Genomic DNA, 16,158 nt, shown 5'->3' with positions numbered 1-16,158 from the left:
AACGGAGAGTCCCATGCACAGGAACGTCCTCGGCGCCGCAGTCGCCGCCACCGCCGCCCTGGCCGTCGTGGCCGTCGTGGCCGGAGTCCTCCCCGACATCCGGCGCTATCTGCGCATCAGCAGGATGTGACCCGCCCGCGGGCCCGGTGGCGGCGGCTGCACCGAACGGACGACACCGCCGTCCGGTCCCGGCGCGCCGGGCGCGCCCCCGCCGCCACCCGTTCTCTAATGGCGCCCGAGACCCCCGCGCCCAGGACGGAGACCGATGCACGAGATGTCCCTCGCGGTCGCCGTCGTCGACCAGGTCGAGGCCGCGGCGAAGTCCCGTGGGGCCGTCGGTGTCAGCAGCGTCGAGCTGGACGTGGGCGAGCTGGCCGGCGTCGTCGCCGACGCCCTCGCCTTCTGCTTCGAACTCGCCTGCGCCGGAACCGTCGTCGAGGGCGCCGAGCTGATCACCCGTACCGTCCCGGGCACCGCGCGCTGCGCACCGTGCGCCGAGGACTGGGCGGTCGGCATGCCGCCCCGGCTGCTCTGTCCCGGCTGCGGCGCCGCCGCCGACGAACTGGTCTCCGGCCGCGAACTCCAGATCCGGGAGGTCCGCTGGGCCTGCCCCGAAACGACGCACGAACGACATCGCCGACCGATCACCGAGGAGAGCTGAGCATGTGCCGAGCCGTCGATCTCCAGCGCGCCGTCCTCGCCAAGAACGAGGCCGCGGCACACATCCTGCGCGCCGAGCTGAACGCACGCGGCACCACCGTGATCAACCTGCTCTCCAGCCCCGGCAGCGGGAAGACCGCCCTGCTGGAGCGCGAACTGCGCCTCGCCGGCGAACGGGGCGTCACCGCCGCCGCGCTCACCGCCGACCTGGCCACCGAGAACGACGCCCGCCGCCTGGCCCGCTCGGGCGCCCCCGTCAAGCAGGTGCTCACCGACGGCCTCTGCCACTTGGAGGCCGACATGGTCGCCCGGCACCTGCACGACTGGCTGCCCGAGTCCGTCCGACTGCTGTTCGTCGAGAACGTCGGCAATCTCGTCTGCCCCGCCGGCTACGACCTGGGGGAGTCCCTCCGCGTGGTGCTCGCCTCGGTCACCGAGGGGGAGGACAAGCCGCTCAAGTACCCCACCGCGTTCGGCCTCGCCCAGCTGGTGATCGTCACCAAGACCGACATGGCCGAGGCCGCGGAGTTCGACGAGACGGCCTTCCGCGCCCACGTGCAGCAGGTCAACCCCGGCGTAGAGGTCGTCCTCAGCTCGGTGCGCGACGGCCGAGGAGCCGGCGCGCTGCTGGACCGGGCCCTCGCGACGGCCGAGGGGAACCGCGTCCACACCCCGGCGATGGCCCGGGCCGGAGCATGACCACGGCGCGGCCCGGACCCGCCCCCGCCGTGGCCCCGCGGCGCAGCCGTGTGGTCGTCCGCGGTGTCGTGCAGGGCGTGGGCTTCCGGCCCTTCGTCTACGCCCTCGCCACCGGGCTGCGCCTGTCCGGCCACGTCACCAACACGGCGGACGGCGTCGTCGCGGAGGTCGAGGGAGACCCCGCGGACGTCGCGTCCTTCTGCGCCCGCCTCGCGCCCGACGCCCCGCCCCTGGCCCGGGTGGAGTCCGTCGAGGCGGCCGAGGTGACCGCGAGCGGCGGCAGCGGATTCACGATCGTGCCCTCCCGCCGGGGCGGCGCCGTCCGCACCCTCGTCCCGCCGGACACCGCCACCTGCGACGACTGCCTCGCGGAGCTCGCTGACCCGGCCGACCGGCGGTATCTGCACCCCTTCATCACGTGCACCAACTGCGGCCCGCGGTTCACGATCGTCACGGGACTGCCCTACGACCGGGCCCACACCACCATGGCCGGCTTCCCGATGTGTCCGGACTGCGCCCGCGAGTACGCGGACCCGGCCGACCGGCGCTTCCACGCGCAGCCCGTCGCCTGCCCCCGCTGCGGCCCCCGGCTGCGGCTGGTCACGGCGCCGGACGGTCCGGCCCCCTGCGGCCCCGATCCGGACGCCTGCCCCGCCTCCGACCCGGGCGACGCCCCGGTCGCCGCCGCGCGCAGGATCCTCGCCTCCGGCGCGATCCTCGCCGTCAAAGGCCTCGGCGGCTACCACCTGGCCTGCGACGCGACGAACCCCGACGCGGTGGCCGAACTGCGCCGCCGCAAGGCGCGCGGTGACAAACCGTTCGCGATGATGGCCGCGGACCTCGCCGACATCGAGCCCCTCGTGCACCTCGGCCCGCTCGAACGCGCACTCCTCACCGGCGGCGTCCGGCCCGTCGTCCTGCTGCGCCGCCGCGACGACGCCCGGCCGCGCCACGGGGCCGCGCCGGCGCGGGCGGTGGCACCGGGCAGCCCGGACCTCGGCTTCATGCTCCCGTACACCCCGGTGCACCACCTCCTCCTCGGCCTCGGCTCGGCGGACCGGGAAGGGCCCCGCCTGCTGGTGATGACCAGCGGCAACCTCGCGGGCGAACCCATCGTCACGGACGACGCGGAGGCACTGACCAGGCTCGCCGGCCTGGCGGACGCGTGGCTGCTGCACGACCGACCGATCCACGTGCCCTGCGACGACTCCGTCGTCCGCGTCTGCGACGGCGAACAGCTGACGCTCCGCCGCTCCCGGGGCTACGCCCCGCTGCCGGTCACGCTGCCCGTCGACGTCGCCCCCGCCCTCGCCGTCGGAGGCGACCTGAAGAACACCTTCTGCCTCGGCACCGGACGTCAGGCATGGCTCTCCGCCCACATCGGGGACATGGACGACCTCGCCACCCAGCTCGCCCTCGCCTCCGCCGAGTGCCGGCTCGAGTCCGTGACGGGCGTACGGCCCGGACTGCTCGCCGCCGACCGCCACCCCGCCTACCGGTCCACCCGCTGGGCCCGCGCACACGCGGCGGGACGGCCCGTCGTCCCCGTGCAACACCACCACGCGCACGTCGCGGCGGCGATGGCCGAGAACGGTCTCGACGGCACCCTTCCCGTGATCGGCGTGGCCTTCGACGGCACCGGCTACGGTCTCGACGGCGCCGTGTGGGGCGGTGAGTTCCTCCTCGCGGACTACGCCGGGTTCCGACGGTTCGCGCACCTGGCCTACGTACCCCTGCCGGGTGGTGACGCGGCCGTACGGCGGCCGTACCGCATGGCTCTGTCCCACCTGCGGGCCGCGGGCCTCGCCGCCGACCACGCACTGCCCTGCACACGAGCCTGCGCTCCCGGAGAACTGCCCGTACTGGAAAGGCAGTTGGCGCGCGATCTGAACTGCGTGCCCACGTCCAGCATGGGGCGCCTCTTCGACGCCGTCTCCTCCCTCGCGGGGATCCGCCAGCACGCGGGATACGAGGCGCAGGCCGCGATCGAGCTGGAGGCCGCGGCCCTGCGCGCACCCGCCGTGGCCGAGGACGGACGCTACGCCTTCCGGCTCGGCTCGCCGCGGACCGGCGCCCCGCTCGCCGCCGACCCCGCACCCCTTCTGGCGGCGGTGGTCGCCGACGTGCTGGACGGCACCCCCGCAGCCGTCGTCGCGGCGCGGTTCCACCGCGCCGTGGCCCGACTGGTGCGTGTGGTCTGCGCCGCCGCCCGGGGCGAGACCGGCGTGGAGACCGTCGCCCTGACCGGGGGAGTGTTCGCCAACACGGTGCTCTCCTCGGCCTGCGCCGAAGGACTGCGGGAGGACGGCTTCACCGTCCTGCGCCACCGTCGGATCCCGCCGAACGACGGCGGTCTGGCTCTGGGCCAGCTCGTCGTGGCCGCCCGGCTCACGGACGGGGCGCCCCCCGGCACGCCACGACGAGAGCGAGAGTGAGGAGACACCCATGTGTCTGGCGGTACCCGGAAGAGTGCTGGACGTCGAGGACCGGGACGGCACCCGGATGGCCACGGTCGACTTCGGCGGCGTGGTCAAGGAGGTGTGCCTGGAGTACCTGCCGGACCTGAAGCCCGGTGAGTACGCCATCGTCCACGTGGGCTTCGCCCTCCAGAGGCTCGACGAGGAGTCGGCCCGGCGGACGCTGGAGCTGTTCGAGACCCTCGGCCTGCTCCAGGAGGAGTTCGGAGACCCGTGGGAGGCCGCCGAGGCCGCGGGAAACGAGTGGCAGGCGCAGGACGACGCCCATGGAGGGGTACGGCCGTGAAGTACATCGACGAGTTCCAGAACCCGGACCTGGCGGGCCGGCTGCTCGACGAGATCCGCGCGACGGTGACGCGCCCCTGGGCCCTGATGGAGGTCTGCGGCGGCCAGACCCACAGCATCATCCGGCACGGCATCGACCAGCTCCTGCCGCCCGAGATCGAGCTGATCCACGGCCCGGGCTGTCCGGTCTGCGTCACTCCGCTGGAGATGATCGACAAGGCCCTGGAGATCGCCTCCCGGCCAGGGGTGATCTTCTGCTCCTTCGGCGACATGCTCCGCGTCCCCGGCACGGGCCGCGACCTGTTCCAGGTCCGCGGGCAGGGCGGCGACGTCAGGGTGGTCTACTCCCCGCTGGACGCGCTGCGGATCGCCGAGCAGAACCCCGACCGTGAGGTGGTCTTCTTCGGCATCGGCTTCGAGACCACGGCGCCGCCCAACGCGATGACGGTCCATCAGGCGCGCAAGCGGAACATCCGCAACTTCAGCCTCCTCGTGTCCCACGTCCGCGTCCCCCCGGCGATCGACGCGATCATGCGGTCCCCGGACTGCCGCGTCCAGGGCTTCCTCGCCGCCGGCCACGTCTGCAGCGTGATGGGCACGGCCGAGTACCCGGAGCTCGCGCGACGCCACCGGGTGCCGATCGTGGTCACCGGATTCGAGCCGCTGGACATCCTGGAAGGCGTACGCAGGACCCTGCTCCAGCTGGAGCAGGGCGAGCACAGGGTCGAGAACGCCTATCAGCGCGCCGTGACGGCCGAGGGCAATCCGGCGGCCCAGGCGATGCTGAGCGATGTCTTCGAGGTCGCCGACCGGGCCTGGCGCGGCATCGGCGTCATCCCGGACAGCGGCTGGCGCCTGTCCGAACGCTACCGTGACCACGACGCCGAGCACCGCTTCTCCGTCGAGGGGATCGACACCCGCGAGCCCGCCGAGTGCCGCAGCGGCGAAGTCCTCCAGGGCCTGCTGAAACCGAACGAGTGCGAGGCCTTCGGCACCACCTGCACGCCCCGCTCCCCGCTCGGCGCCACGATGGTGTCCAGCGAGGGCGCCTGCGCCGCCTACTACCTCTACCGGCGGCTCGACGCGGGAACCCCGGGACAGCGGCCCCCCGCCCCGGCCCGCACGGCCCCCGGCACCCCGTCCCCGGTCACCGCCTCCCTGGAGGGCAGCCCCCTTGCCTGACACCGTCAGCACCACCCCGGCGGCCGACGCCGCGCAGCCGGCACCGGACATGCTCGCCTGGACCTGCCCGGCGCCCCTGCGCGACCACCCACGCATCGTCATGGGCCACGGCGGCGGAGGCGCGCTGTCCGCCGAGCTGATCGAGGGCGTCTTCGCCCCCGCCTACGGCGGACCGGCCCTCGCCCACACCGCGGACGCGGCCGAGATCCGGATCGGCGGCGCCCGCCTGGCGTTCTCCACGGACTCCTTCGTGGTGCGCCCGCTGTTCTTCCCCGGCGGCAGCATCGGCGACCTCGCCGTCAACGGCACCGTGAACGACCTCGCCATGAGCGGTGCCCGGGCGAGCCACCTCTCCTGCGGGTTCATCCTGGAGGAAGGCGTCGAGACCGACGTGGTCGCCCGCGTCGCGCAAGCCCTCGGCGAGGCGGCGCGCGTGGCCGGCGTCCAGGTCGTCACCGGTGACACCAAGGTCGTGGAGGCCGGTCACGGCGACGGCGTCTACATCAACACCTCGGGGGTCGGGCTGATCCCCGACGGGGTCGACCTGCGCCCGCAACGGGTGGTGCCCGGAGACGTGGTGATCGTGAGCGGCCCGATCGGTATGCACGGCGTGGCGATCATGAGCGTGCGGGAGGGCCTCGAATTCGGCGTCGAGATCAACAGCGACTGCGCACCGCTCGGTGGCCTCGTCGAGGCGATGCTCGCCGCCACGCGGGACCTGCACGTGCTGCGCGACCCCACGCGCGGGGGCCTGGCCGCCTCGCTGAACGAGATCGCGACGGCGTCGGGCACGGGCGTCGTCATCCAGGAGCGTGCCGTCCCGGTCCCCGAGGCGGTCGGCAACGCCTGCGCGGTGCTCGGCCTCGACCCCATGTACGTGGCGAACGAGGGCAAGCTCGTGGCCTTCGTCCCGCGTGACCACGCCGACGCCGTGCTGGCCGCGATGCGCGCCCACCCCATGGGCACCGGGGCGGCGGTGATCGGCGAAGCGGTCGAGACCCACCCGGGCACGGTGGTGGCGCGTACCGGACTCGGCGGCACCCGCATCGTCGACATGCCGCTCGGAGAGCAGCTGCCGCGGATCTGCTGAGCTCAGGCCCGGCGACCGCGTCGCTCACGGGAGGTGTCGAGGGTCCACGTGTGGGTGCAGTTCGGGCACTGCAGGTGGACCCGGAGCCCCTCGTTCCCGATCAGATAGCGCCAGTGGTTCCGGCAGTTCCGGCGGTCCAGGCAGGTCGCGCAGTCACGGGCGTCGTCGCAGCCCGGGCACGCGACCCAGGCCCGCCGCGCCGGGTCGGCGTGGGGATCAAGCGGAAGACGCACGTCCCGGCCCCTTCCCGGGCAGCACACCGGCCGCGACCAGCATCGCGTGCAGCCTCTGCTGCTCCTCGTCCAAGCCCGAGTACAGCAGGGCGTGCGCCGCCTCCTCCTCGCGCAGGACGGCCACGGGGTCCCAGTCGGGCCCGAGGGCCGCCACGACTTCGGCACGCCGACGTGCCTCCTCGACAGTGAGGTCGATGCTGAAGCCGACTAGGTCGGAACGAGGACCGGGGTCGTGGTTCATGGGGGTGCTTTCGGGGCGAATCGAACAAGTGGGCCACCACGTCTACCAGAGCACAGGGCGTCCACGGAAGCGCCCGAGCAGCCTTCGACGGCCCCTGTGGCGCACCTCATGCCGAACCCGGTCGCGCAGGGTGCGGCGGGCGGTCGTGGTCCGGGCCGAGCCGTTCCGCCGGGCGACCGGTGCGCCGACAGCGGATGACGAGGGGCCGAGGACGGTGGGGAAAGCGCCGAAACCCTCTCGGCGAACCTTCCGGAAGGGACCTCGGCGGCAGGCGGCGCGAACCGACGCGTCGGCCGTGGGGCGGGACGCGGTGTCTGACGGAAGTCTTACGCTCCGGTGCGGGAACCGCGGCCCGTGGCCGGGATTCCGTAGCGTGCGGGGCATGCGAGTACTCGTCACAGGAGGAGCCGGGTTCATCGGCTCGCAGGTGGTCGCCGCGCTGGCGGCCGGGGGACACACGCCGGTGGTGCTCGACGCCTTGCTGCCGGCCGCCCATCCGCAGGCCCCCGAGGCGTCGCACGCCGAGTTCGTCCGGGGCGACGTCCGGGACGCGGAGACGGTGCGCGGCGCCCTGCGCGGCGTGGACGCCGTCTGCCACCAGGCCGCCATGGTCGGCCTGGGCAAGGACTTCGCGGACGCGCCGGACTACGTCGCCTGCAACGCCCTGGGCACGGCGGTGCTGCTGGCCGCCATGGCCGGCGCCGGGGTGCGCCGGTTCGTGCAGGCCGGGTCGATGGTGGTGTACGGCGAGGGCCGGTACGAGTGCCGCGAGCACGGCCTGGTGCGGCCGGGACCGCGGGCGGTGGCGGACCTGGAGGCCGGCCGGTTCGAGCCGCGCTGCCCGCGCTGCGCGGCCGAACTGGTGCCCGGGCTGGTCGGTGAGGACGCGCCGGCCGACCCACGGAACGTCTACGCGACGACGAAGCTGGCGCAGGAGCACCTGGCCGCCGCCTGGGCGCGGTCCGTCGGGGGCACGGCCGTGTCGTTGCGCTACCACAACGTGTACGGGCCGGGGATGCCGCGGGACACCCCGTACGCGGGTGTGGCCTCGTTCTTCCGGTCGGCGCTGGCCAGAGGCGAGGCCCCGCGGGTGTTCGAGGACGGCGGGCAGCGGCGGGACTTCGTCCACGTCCGCGATGTCGCCGGGGCCAACGCGGTCGTGCTGGCGGGCATCGGGGACCTGCCGGCCGGTGACCACACGGCGTACAACGTGGGCAGCGGTGACCCGCACACGGTGGGGGAGATGGCCGCGGCGCTCGCGGCGGAGCACGGCGGCCCGGCACCGGTGGTGACGGGCGAGTTCCGCCTCGGGGACGTGCGGCACGTCACCGCCGACTCGTCGCGGCTGCGGCGTGAGCTGGGCTGGCTTCCCGGGGTCGGGTTCGCCGAGGGCATGGCCGAGTTCGCCCGCGCCGGTCAGCGGGCTTCGGCCGGGGTGGGGTAAGCCGTCCGCGCCGGCCCCGCCCTTCAGGCGTCGGCGGCGCCCGCCAGCGGCAGCGTCACCTCGAAGCGGCAGCCGCCGGGGACGTTGGCCACCCGTGCCCGCCCCGCGTGCGCCTCGACGATGCCGCGTACGATCGCCAGGCCGAGCCCCGCGCCGGCGGGCGGCGTACGGGCGGGGTTGCCGCGCCAGCCGGTGTCGAAGACCTTCGGCAGGTCCTCCTCGGGGATGCCGCCGCAGCCGTCGGTGACGGAGAGCACGGCGGTGTCCTCGCTCCGGCCGACGCTCACGGCGACGGTGCCGTCGGCGGGGGTGTGGCGGATGGCGTTGACCAGGAGGTTCGCCAGGACTCGGGTCATCTCCTTGCCGTCCACGTCGACCGGTACGTGGGCGATGTCGTCGCCGCACAGCCGTACGCCGCGTTCGCGGGCGAGCGGGTCGGCGCCCAGCAGGGCGTCGGCCGCCAGGTCCTGGAGGGAGACGCGGCCGGGGGTCAGTTCGAGGGCCCCGGCATGTATGCGGGAGAGCTCGAAGAGGTCGCCGACCATGGTGTCGAGGCGCTCGACCTCGGTGCGGATCCGGCGGTGGTAGCGGGCGGGTTCGGCTGCCACCCCGTCCTCCAGGGCCTCGGCCATGGCCCGCAGTCCGGCGAGCGGGGTGCGCAGGTCGTGGGAGATCCAGGCGACGAGTTCGCGGCGGGAGGCCTCCAGGGCGCGTTCGCGCTCCCGGGACGCGGCGAGCTTGGCGCTGGTGGCGGCGAGTTCGCGGGTGACGGCGGCCAGCTCCGCGGTGGGCCGGGCGGGCGGCGCGGCGAAGCTGCCGCCCTCGCCGAAGTCCCGGGCCGCGCGGGCGAGGTCGCGGCCGCGGGCCACGACCCACCGTCCGAGCACGAGCGCCGTGCCGAGGGAGACCACGGCGGCCATGGCGACGACGAGGGTGACGACCGTCAGGTCGTGCGGGGACAGGAACATCGCCTGGGCGACGGCGAGGGTGCCGGCGAGCATCGCGGTGACGGCCACCCCGGCGACCACGGTCAGGGAGACGGCGACGGACCGGTGGCGCAGGAATCTCAGCGCGACCGCGCCGAGCCCGCCGGCACAGGCCGCGCCGCCCAGGGCGAAGGCCGCGATGAGCAGGATGTCCTTCATCGGGTTTCCTCCGGTCCTGTCGGACCTGTCGGACCTGTCGGACCCGTCGGACCCGTCGGACCCGTCGGACCCGTCGGTTCTGTCGGTCCCGTCCCCGTCGGGTCGAAGCGGTAGCCGATCCCCCAGACGGTCTGGATGAGGCGGGGGGAGGCCGGGTCGTCCTCGATCTTGGCGCGCAGGCGGCGTACGTGGACGGTGACGGTGGACAGGTCGCCGAACTCCCAGCCCCACACCTCCCGCATCAGCTCCTCGCGGCCGTGGGCCCGGCCGGGGTGGGTGAGGAAGTGGGCGAGGAGGTCGAACTCCCTCAGGGTGAGCGTGAGGTCCCTGCCGTGCTTGGTCGCCCGGCGTGTCCCCCGGTGGACGCCGATGCCGGCCGCGCTCAGCACCGCGGGGGCGGCGGCCGGGGCGGTGGCGCGGCTGCGCCGCAGTACGGACTCGACGCGCAGGACCAGCTCGCGCGGGCTGAACGGTTTGGTGACGTAGTCGTCCGCGCCCAGCTCCAGGCCCGCGATCCGGTCGTCCTCGTCCCCGCGTGCGGTGAGCATGATCACCGGCACGGGGCGCTCGGCGCGCAGCCGTCGGCAGACTTCCAGCCCGTCGATGCCGGGAAGCATCAGGTCCAGGACGACGAGGTCGGGGCCCTCGCGGCCGGCCGCGTCGAGGGCGGCGGGCCCGTCGGCGGCGTGTTCGACGTCGTGGCCGGCGCGGCGCAGGTAGCCGGTGACGACCTCGGCGACGGTCGGGTCGTCGTCGACGACGAGGACGCGGGCGGGTGGCGTGGGCGGGGACGTGCTCATGACGGCAAGCCTGGCAGCATCCGGCCCCCGCCGTCCGCACCGGGGCTACCCCATACGGCCGACGTCCGAGTTTCGTAAGGAGTCGATGTCCGCTATGTCCTGCGGGAGTTCCTACGGTGGCAGTCGTGACCGAACACACCGTGGACGTCGTCCTTCCCTGTCTGAACGAGGCCGGGGCACTGCCCTGGGTCCTCGCCCGCATCCCCGCCGGCTGGCGGGCCCTGGTCGTGGACAACGGGTCCACCGACGGGTCCGCCGACCTCGCCCGCTCTCTCGGAGCCACGGTGGTGACGGAGTCCCGGCGGGGCTTCGGGGCCGCCTGCCACGCCGGTCTCCTGGCCTCCGACGCCGAGTACGTCTGCTTCTGCGACTGCGACGCCTCCCTCGACCCCGGCCTGCTGGCCGGATTCGTCCGGACCGTCGCCGCCGGGGAGGCCGACCTGGTCCTGGGGCGGCGCCGACCCCAGGGCCGGGGTGCCTGGCCGCCGCACGCCCGCGCCGGGAACCTCGCGTTGTCCCGGATGCTGCGCCGTCGCACCGGGCTCCGGCTGCACGACCTCGGTCCCCTGCGCGCGACGCGCCGGGAGGCGCTCCTTCGCCTGGAGCTGACCGACCGGCGGTCCGGCTACCCGCTCCAGATGGTCGTGAGGGCCGCGGACGCGGGCTGGAGGGTTCGGGAGGAGGACGTGCCCTACCTGCCGAGGTCCGGGAAGTCGAAGGTCACCGGCACGTGGCGGGGCACCTGGCACGCGGTCCGCGACATGCGCGCCGTGCTCGCCGAACCGCCGACCGCCTCCGCGGTCCTCGGGGGTGCGCGGTGACCACCTTGCTCCTGATCGCCAAGGAACCGGTCCCGGGCCGGGCCAAGACGCGGCTCACCCCGCCGTTCGCGCCGCACGAGGCGGCGGCCCTTGCCGAGGCCGCCCTCGTCGACACCCTGGCCGCCGCGGCGGCCACCCCTGTCGACCGGCACGTCCTGGCCCTGGACGGGACCCCCGGCCCGTGGCTGCCTCCCGGCTTCGAGGTCGTGCCCCAGTGCGGCGGGGGCCTCGACGAGCGGCTCGCGGCCGCCTTCGCCGCCTGCGCCGGCCCGGTGCTGCTGATCGGCATGGACACACCGCAGGTCACCCCCGAGCTCCTGGCACCCGGGCTGGACTTCGAGGAGCGCGACGCCTGGTTCGGCCCCGCGGCGGACGGCGGCTTCTGGGCCCTCGGACTGGCGGAGCCCGACCCGGCGCTGCTGCTCGGCGTACCCATGTCCGTACCCGAGACCGGCGCCGTGCAGTACGAGCGGCTGCGCGCGGCCGGACTGCGCACGGGCCTGCTGCCCCGGCTGAGGGACGTGGACACCGCTGCGGACGCGGCCGAGGTGGCCGCTCTGGCACCGACCGGGCGGTTCGCGGCACTCCACCGGGAACTCACCGCCGACCTGTCGGTGGCACGATGACCACCGTCACCCGCACGGCCGCCACCACGCCCGAGCCGCGCGGCGTTCCGGCCCTGGCCTGGCGTGCGGACCCCTACGCGTCGGCCCTGCGCACCGGCCGGGGCCCCCTCTTCCTGCACCGGACGGACGGCTGGCTGCTGCCCCTGGACGTCCAGCGCTGGTGCGCCGGAACCGACACCGCCGACGAGAGCGTCCTGGCCCGCTGCCACGGTGCCGTCCTCGACATCGGCTGCGGACCCGGCCGGCTCGTCGCGGCCCTGGCGGAACGCGGCCGCCGCGCCCTCGGCATCGACGTGACCCCGGCCGCCGTCGCACAGACGGTGCGCCGGGGCGGAACGGCCCTGTGCCGCTCCGTGTTCGAGCCCCTGCCCGGCGAACGGCGCTGGGACACCGCCCTGCTGATGGACGGCAACATCGGCATCGGCGGCGCCCCCGCAGCCCTCCTGGAACGCGTCGCGGCGCTGCTGGCCCCCGGCGGGCGCCTCCTCGTCGAGGCCGCGCCCGTCGAGGTGGACGAGCGGTGCGAGGTACGCCTCGACGACGGCCGCGGGACCCTCGGCGCCCCCTTCCCCTGGGCCAGGGTCGGCCGCGGGGCACTGCTGCGGCACGCCGGGGCGAGCGGCTGGCGGGCCGTCCGGAGCTGGACGGTGGACGCCCGGCACTTCGCCGAACTCGTGCCCGTCGCACCGCGCGACCACACGCCGGTGGAAGCCCCGACCCCTCCCGGAGCCGCGCAGTGACGCACCCCGCCTCCCCCCTCCGGGCCACCGCCGTCACCGCCGCCGTCGTGGCAGCCCTGGGCGCGGCGCTCGTCCTCACCGTCCGCGAGGACGGCTACGTCACGGACCCGGCGGGCCTGTCCTGGCTGTACGCCGCGTGCTGGGCCCTGTTCGCGGCTGCCGCCTGGTCCCTGCGCCGGGTACCCGCCCGGCACACCACCGCCCTGGTCCTCCTCGGCGGCATCGCGGTCGCCGCCACGGGCCTGGCGGCCGCGCCCCGCACCAGCACCGACTCGTACCGCTACGCCTGGGACGGCCGCGTGCAGGCGGCGGGCATCTCCCCGTACGACCACGCCCCGGCCGACACCGCCCTCGTGCCGTACCGGGACGGCTGGCTGTTCCCCACCGGGCCGGAGTGCGGCAAGCCCGGCCTGGCGCCCCTCTCCGAGGGCGCCTGCACGCGGATCAACCGCCCCCTGGCGCACACGATCTACCCTCCGGCCGGCGAGCTGTACTTCCTCCTCGTCCACGCCCTCTCTCCGGACGGCGTCCGCCACAAGGCCCTCCAAGCGGGCGGCGCCGTCCTCGCCGTGGCCACCACGTCGGTGCTGCTGCGGATCCTGCGACGCAGAGGGGATCCGCGGACGGCCGCCTACTGGGCCTGGTGCCCGGCCGTTCCCGTCGAGGCCGTCAACAACGCCCACGCCGACGTCCTCGCCGTCCTGCTGTCCGTCGCCGCGCTGGGCCTGACGGTCCGCCACCGGACCTGGGGCGGTGTGGTGCTCGGCCTGGCCACGGCGGTCAAACTCCTCCCGGCCGTCCTGCTGCCCGGAGCCCTCTCCGGCGTACGCCGCGTCCGTGACGCGGCAGTCGTCCTGCTCCCCGTCGCCGCCGTCCTCACAGCCCTGTACGTGCCGTACGTCCTGCTCTCCCGGTCCTCCGTCCTGGGCTACCTGGGCGGCTACGCCGACGAGGAGGGCTACCAGGACGCCTCCTCCGGAAACCGCTACGCGCTGCTGCGCCTGCTGTTCCCCGACTCCTGGGCCGTGCCCTGCGTCGTCGCGGGCATGCTCGCCGTCAGCCTGTACGTGATCCGGCGGGGCGACCCCGGGCGCCCGTGGAGCGGTGCCCTGCTGGTCACAGGAACCGCGTTCCTCCTGACGACACCCGGCTACTCCTGGTACGCCCTCCTCCTGGTCGCCCTGGTGGCGCTCGACGGCCGCTGGGAGTGGCTGGGCGTCGCGATCGCGGGCGCGGCCGCCTACGTCACCGGCCGCGTGGTGGCCGACGCCGGCACGGTCACGTACGCCGTCGCCGCGCTGGCCGTCGTGGGCGGCTGGGCGGCCAGGAAGCGATCCGCGGGACCACGCCGCCCCGCGGACCGGCCCGCCGGACGACGGCTCGGCGGCCACGAGGCCCGGCAGCCGGACCCCCGCGCGGCCGGGCGACAGCACGGGGCCACCCGTGTCGGCGTGTCACGAACCCTCTCGCACAGGCGGAGGGTCGTCTTCTTCTCGGCGGGGGAGGCCCGGTGAGCCCTGGAATGCGGCACCAGAGGAAGCACTCCACGGGTGCGAACGACGGCGGGGCCCCCACCCCCGGGGGCCCGGCGCGCGCGGGAACGGCACCCGACGACGGCAGCCCGGCACGGCTCGCCCGGCTCCGCTCGACCATGGCCTCCGGGTGGGCGGCCGGCCCGCCGCGGGGCCCGTCGCGCCCGGAGTTCTGGCGCAGCCCGCTGCGCGGTCCATGGCTGACCGCCGTGTTCGGGCTCGTCATGCTCTTCGGCATCACCGTCCTCTTCGTGACGGGCCTGCTGTCGTACACCGCGTACGATCCGAACCTCGCGGCGGTCAACGACCAGACCCCGGACAAGGGATGGCTCGGCTTCCACCTCTTCCCCTGGCCGACCTCCCCCTACTGGCTCTACCGGGTCACCCAGGGCGTCCACGTCACCCTCGGCATCGCACTCGTACCCGTGCTCCTGGCGAAACTGTGGTCGGTGATCCCGAAGCTCTTCGCCTGGCCCCCGGTGCGGTCGGCCGCCCAGGCCCTGGAGCGGCTCTCCCTGCTCCTGCTGGTGGGAGGCGCCGGCTTCGAGTTCGTCACCGGAATCCTCAACGTGCAGCTCCACTACGTCTTCCCGGGCTCCTTCTACACCCTCCACCTGTACGGGGCCTGGGTGTTCATCGGCGCCTTCGTGGTCCACGTGGCCTTCCGGCTGCGGCGGGCCGTACGGGCCCTGCGCGCCGGGCCGCGCCGGCCCGACCCGGACAGCGAGGAGGCGGCCGGCCTCGTCTCGCCGCGCCCGGCCGCTCCCACGATCTCCCGGCGCGGCGCGCTCGGGATGGTCGGGCTGGGCTCGCTGGCGCTGCTCGCGGTGACCGCCGGGCAGAGCGTGGGAGGCTGGTTCCGGCAGACGGCACTGCTGGCGCCGCACGGCCAGGACCCCGGTTCCGGCCCGAACGGCTTCCAGATCAACAAGACCGCCGCCTCCGTCGGCATCCGCCCCAGCGACATCGGCCCCGCGTGGCGGCTGACCGTGCGGGGCGCGGGCCGCCAGATCGACCTCACCTACGACCGGCTGCTGACCATGCGGCAGAACGAGGCGCTGCTGCCCATCGCCTGCGTGGAAGGCTGGTCGACCCCCGACCAGCACTGGAGCGGAGTCCGCCTCACCGACCTGGCCGCCCTCGTCGGTCTGGGCGCACACACCCCGCAGGTCCTGGTCGAGTCCGTGCAGCGGGGCGGGTCGTTCAGCTCGGTCGTCCTGGGCGCCCACCAGGTCCGCGACGCCCGCTCCCTGCTGGCCGTACGGGTGAACGGCGCCGTCCTCTCCCACGATCACGGCTATCCGGCCCGGGTGATCGTTCCCGGTGCTCCCGGCGTCCACAACACCAAGTGGGTCACCCGCCTCACCTTCGGGGAACCGGCATGACACCTTCCCCGCACGCGGTCACCACGGCCTTCCGCCGGCGTTACGGGGCCTCGCCCCTCCATCTGCTCCTCGTCGTCGTCTCCTTCGCCCTGGCCTGCTACGCCGGCCTGCGCCTGCTCAAGGGGGACGCCCTCGGCGTGGCGGTGTGGTTCGTCGGGGCGGCGCTCCTGCACGACCTCGTCCTGCTGCCGCTGTACGCGGTCACCGACATCGCCGTCCAACGCGTCCTGGGAAACCACTCGGGAGGGGCCCGGGGCAGGCCGCGGATCGGGGTCAACCACGTCCGCGTACCCGCCTTCGTCTCCGGTGTCCTGCTGCTCGTGTACTGGCCTCTGATCCTCCGTCAGGTCGGCCACTACGCGGTCACCACCGGCCTGCCGGCCGACGTCTTCCTGGGGCGGTGGTTGCTGATCACCGCCTGCCTCTTCGCCGCCTCGGCGGCCGTCCTCGCCGTACGCCTCTGGAACGGCGGCGGGGACGCACGGAAGGCACGGGCCCGCGCCCGCGCGCAGGCCAGGGCCCGGGCGCGGCAGGACGGAGCCGGGAAGTGAGGGACTCGTACGACGGCCGTGGATCGTGGCGGGCGCGCGGGTGGGAGCGGCGGGTCTCGGCTTCCTGGCCACGGCACGGCACGGCACTGCACGGCACCGCACGGAGCGTCGGTGGGCTGGTCGCCGCCCGGGCGCTGACCCGGCTGACGTCCGACATCCCGCTCGCCGGACTGAGACCGGTGGTGCCGGAGACGTTCGCTCCTCGCGTGGAGTCCCCGGCACGACCGGATCGCCCCTGCTGCCCGGA

General features: G+C 74.7%; 18 protein-coding genes. 14 read left to right on the top strand and 4 right to left on the bottom strand.

Annotation, left to right across the window (positions count from 1 at the left end; genetic code table 11):
- The first annotated feature begins 13 nt into the window (after positions 1-13).
- From ACFYUZ_RS20485 to hypE, 7 genes are all read left to right on the top strand, one after another.
- Positions 14-130, top strand: coding sequence for a DUF6893 family small protein (locus ACFYUZ_RS20485; protein WP_373412864.1), 117 nt, complete (start codon positions 14-16; stop codon positions 128-130).
- 135 nt (positions 131-265) lie between these two features.
- Complete coding sequence (locus ACFYUZ_RS20480; RefSeq protein WP_389311186.1) at positions 266-661, top strand: hydrogenase maturation nickel metallochaperone HypA; 396 nt, start codon at positions 266-268, stop codon at positions 659-661.
- 2 nt (positions 662-663) lie between these two features.
- Entirely contained in the window at positions 664-1,359 is a 696-nt protein-coding gene (hypB, locus tag ACFYUZ_RS20475) for a hydrogenase nickel incorporation protein HypB (protein WP_389311184.1), read from the top strand.
- Positions 1,356-3,794, top strand: a complete 2,439-nt coding sequence (hypF, locus tag ACFYUZ_RS20470) for a carbamoyltransferase HypF (protein ID WP_389311182.1) — start codon at positions 1,356-1,358, stop codon at positions 3,792-3,794. The genes hypB and hypF overlap by 4 nt, the downstream gene beginning before the upstream one ends.
- 10 nt (positions 3,795-3,804) lie before the next feature.
- The gene (locus tag ACFYUZ_RS20465) at positions 3,805-4,122 is read left to right on the top strand and encodes a HypC/HybG/HupF family hydrogenase formation chaperone (RefSeq protein ID WP_389311180.1); all 318 of its coding nucleotides are present in this window, start codon (positions 3,805-3,807) and stop codon (positions 4,120-4,122) included.
- Positions 4,119-5,303, top strand: a complete 1,185-nt coding sequence (gene hypD / locus ACFYUZ_RS20460) for a hydrogenase formation protein HypD (RefSeq protein WP_389311178.1) — start codon at positions 4,119-4,121, stop codon at positions 5,301-5,303. Before ACFYUZ_RS20465 ends, hypD begins: the two co-directional genes overlap by 4 nt.
- A 49-nt stretch (positions 5,304-5,352) precedes the next feature.
- Positions 5,353-6,393: a hydrogenase expression/formation protein HypE gene (hypE, locus tag ACFYUZ_RS20455; RefSeq protein WP_389311654.1), complete on the top strand. Its 1,041-nt coding sequence runs from the start codon at positions 5,353-5,355 to the stop codon at positions 6,391-6,393.
- A gap of 2 nt (positions 6,394-6,395) precedes the next feature.
- Here hypE and ACFYUZ_RS20450 read toward each other — a convergent pair whose 3' ends face one another.
- Both ACFYUZ_RS20450 and ACFYUZ_RS20445 read right to left on the bottom strand, forming a co-directional pair.
- On the bottom strand, positions 6,396-6,626 hold the full coding sequence (locus tag ACFYUZ_RS20450) for a hypothetical protein (protein WP_389311176.1): 231 nt from the start codon (positions 6,624-6,626) through the stop codon (positions 6,396-6,398).
- Complete coding sequence (locus ACFYUZ_RS20445; protein ID WP_389311174.1) at positions 6,610-6,867, bottom strand: DUF6400 family protein; 258 nt, start codon at positions 6,865-6,867, stop codon at positions 6,610-6,612. Before ACFYUZ_RS20445 ends, ACFYUZ_RS20450 begins: the two co-directional genes overlap by 17 nt.
- A 382-nt stretch (positions 6,868-7,249) precedes the next feature.
- Here ACFYUZ_RS20445 and ACFYUZ_RS20440 point away from each other — a divergent pair, with 382 nt between their 5' ends.
- Positions 7,250-8,311 (top strand): NAD-dependent epimerase/dehydratase family protein, encoded by a 1,062-nt coding sequence (locus ACFYUZ_RS20440; protein WP_389311172.1) that lies wholly within the window; start codon positions 7,250-7,252, stop codon positions 8,309-8,311.
- A gap of 23 nt (positions 8,312-8,334) precedes the next feature.
- Here ACFYUZ_RS20440 and ACFYUZ_RS20435 read toward each other — a convergent pair whose 3' ends face one another.
- Positions 8,335-9,456, bottom strand: coding sequence for a sensor histidine kinase (locus ACFYUZ_RS20435; RefSeq protein WP_389311170.1), 1,122 nt, complete (start codon positions 9,454-9,456; stop codon positions 8,335-8,337).
- Positions 9,453-10,256, bottom strand: coding sequence for a response regulator transcription factor (locus ACFYUZ_RS20430; protein WP_389311168.1), 804 nt, complete (start codon positions 10,254-10,256; stop codon positions 9,453-9,455). Before ACFYUZ_RS20430 ends, ACFYUZ_RS20435 begins: the two co-directional genes overlap by 4 nt.
- Before the next feature lie 125 nt (positions 10,257-10,381).
- On the opposite strand from ACFYUZ_RS20430, the gene ACFYUZ_RS20425 reads away from it, so the two are divergent.
- From ACFYUZ_RS20425 to ACFYUZ_RS20400, 6 genes are all read left to right on the top strand, one after another.
- Positions 10,382-11,077 carry a glycosyltransferase family 2 protein gene (locus ACFYUZ_RS20425; RefSeq protein WP_389311166.1) on the top strand — a complete coding sequence of 232 codons (696 nt, stop codon included), beginning with the start codon at positions 10,382-10,384 and terminating at the stop codon, positions 11,075-11,077.
- Positions 11,074-11,703 (top strand): DUF2064 domain-containing protein, encoded by a 630-nt coding sequence (locus ACFYUZ_RS20420; RefSeq protein WP_389311164.1) that lies wholly within the window; start codon positions 11,074-11,076, stop codon positions 11,701-11,703. Before ACFYUZ_RS20425 ends, ACFYUZ_RS20420 begins: the two co-directional genes overlap by 4 nt.
- Positions 11,700-12,443: a methyltransferase domain-containing protein gene (locus ACFYUZ_RS20415; RefSeq protein WP_389311162.1), complete on the top strand. Its 744-nt coding sequence runs from the start codon at positions 11,700-11,702 to the stop codon at positions 12,441-12,443. The genes ACFYUZ_RS20420 and ACFYUZ_RS20415 overlap by 4 nt, the downstream gene beginning before the upstream one ends.
- On the top strand, positions 12,440-13,957 hold the full coding sequence (locus tag ACFYUZ_RS20410; protein WP_389311160.1) for a glycosyltransferase 87 family protein: 1,518 nt from the start codon (positions 12,440-12,442) through the stop codon (positions 13,955-13,957). The genes ACFYUZ_RS20415 and ACFYUZ_RS20410 overlap by 4 nt, the downstream gene beginning before the upstream one ends.
- A gap of 137 nt (positions 13,958-14,094) precedes the next feature.
- Positions 14,095-15,360 (top strand): molybdopterin-dependent oxidoreductase, encoded by a 1,266-nt coding sequence (locus tag ACFYUZ_RS20405; protein ID WP_389311653.1) that lies wholly within the window; start codon positions 14,095-14,097, stop codon positions 15,358-15,360.
- Positions 15,357-15,911, top strand: a complete 555-nt coding sequence (locus ACFYUZ_RS20400; RefSeq protein ID WP_389311158.1) for a hypothetical protein — start codon at positions 15,357-15,359, stop codon at positions 15,909-15,911. The genes ACFYUZ_RS20405 and ACFYUZ_RS20400 overlap by 4 nt, the downstream gene beginning before the upstream one ends.
- The last annotated feature ends 247 nt before the right edge of the window (positions 15,912-16,158 follow it).

This window comes from Streptomyces sp. NPDC004266 (assembly GCF_042874095.1).
Classification (GTDB): domain Bacteria; phylum Actinomycetota; class Actinomycetes; order Streptomycetales; family Streptomycetaceae; genus Streptomyces.
The sequence above is the reverse complement of the archived record's forward strand: the minus strand, read 5'-3'. Positions and strand labels throughout refer to the sequence as shown.

Bases quoted from the DNA above. Each gene is read 5' to 3' on its own strand.
- ACFYUZ_RS20485 (WP_373412864.1), top strand. From the start codon at position 14: ATGCACAGGAACGTCCTCGGCGCCGCAGTCGCCGCCACCGCCGCCCTG.
- ACFYUZ_RS20480 (WP_389311186.1), top strand. From the start codon at position 266: ATGCACGAGATGTCCCTCGCGGTCGCCGTCGTCGACCAGGTCGAGGCC.
- hypB (WP_389311184.1), top strand. From the start codon at position 664: ATGTGCCGAGCCGTCGATCTCCAGCGCGCCGTCCTCGCCAAGAACGAG.
- hypF (WP_389311182.1), top strand. From the start codon at position 1,356: ATGACCACGGCGCGGCCCGGACCCGCCCCCGCCGTGGCCCCGCGGCGC.
- ACFYUZ_RS20465 (WP_389311180.1), top strand. From the start codon at position 3,805: ATGTGTCTGGCGGTACCCGGAAGAGTGCTGGACGTCGAGGACCGGGAC.
- hypE (WP_389311654.1), top strand. From the start codon at position 5,353: ATGCTCGCCTGGACCTGCCCGGCGCCCCTGCGCGACCACCCACGCATC.
- ACFYUZ_RS20445 (WP_389311174.1), bottom strand. From the start codon at position 6,867: ATGAACCACGACCCCGGTCCTCGTTCCGACCTAGTCGGCTTCAGCATC.
- ACFYUZ_RS20440 (WP_389311172.1), top strand. From the start codon at position 7,250: ATGCGAGTACTCGTCACAGGAGGAGCCGGGTTCATCGGCTCGCAGGTG.
- ACFYUZ_RS20435 (WP_389311170.1), bottom strand. From the start codon at position 9,456: ATGAAGGACATCCTGCTCATCGCGGCCTTCGCCCTGGGCGGCGCGGCC.
- ACFYUZ_RS20430 (WP_389311168.1), bottom strand. From the start codon at position 10,256: ATGAGCACGTCCCCGCCCACGCCACCCGCCCGCGTCCTCGTCGTCGAC.
- ACFYUZ_RS20415 (WP_389311162.1), top strand. From the start codon at position 11,700: ATGACCACCGTCACCCGCACGGCCGCCACCACGCCCGAGCCGCGCGGC.
- ACFYUZ_RS20405 (WP_389311653.1), top strand. From the start codon at position 14,095: ATGGCCTCCGGGTGGGCGGCCGGCCCGCCGCGGGGCCCGTCGCGCCCG.
- ACFYUZ_RS20400 (WP_389311158.1), top strand. From the start codon at position 15,357: ATGACACCTTCCCCGCACGCGGTCACCACGGCCTTCCGCCGGCGTTAC.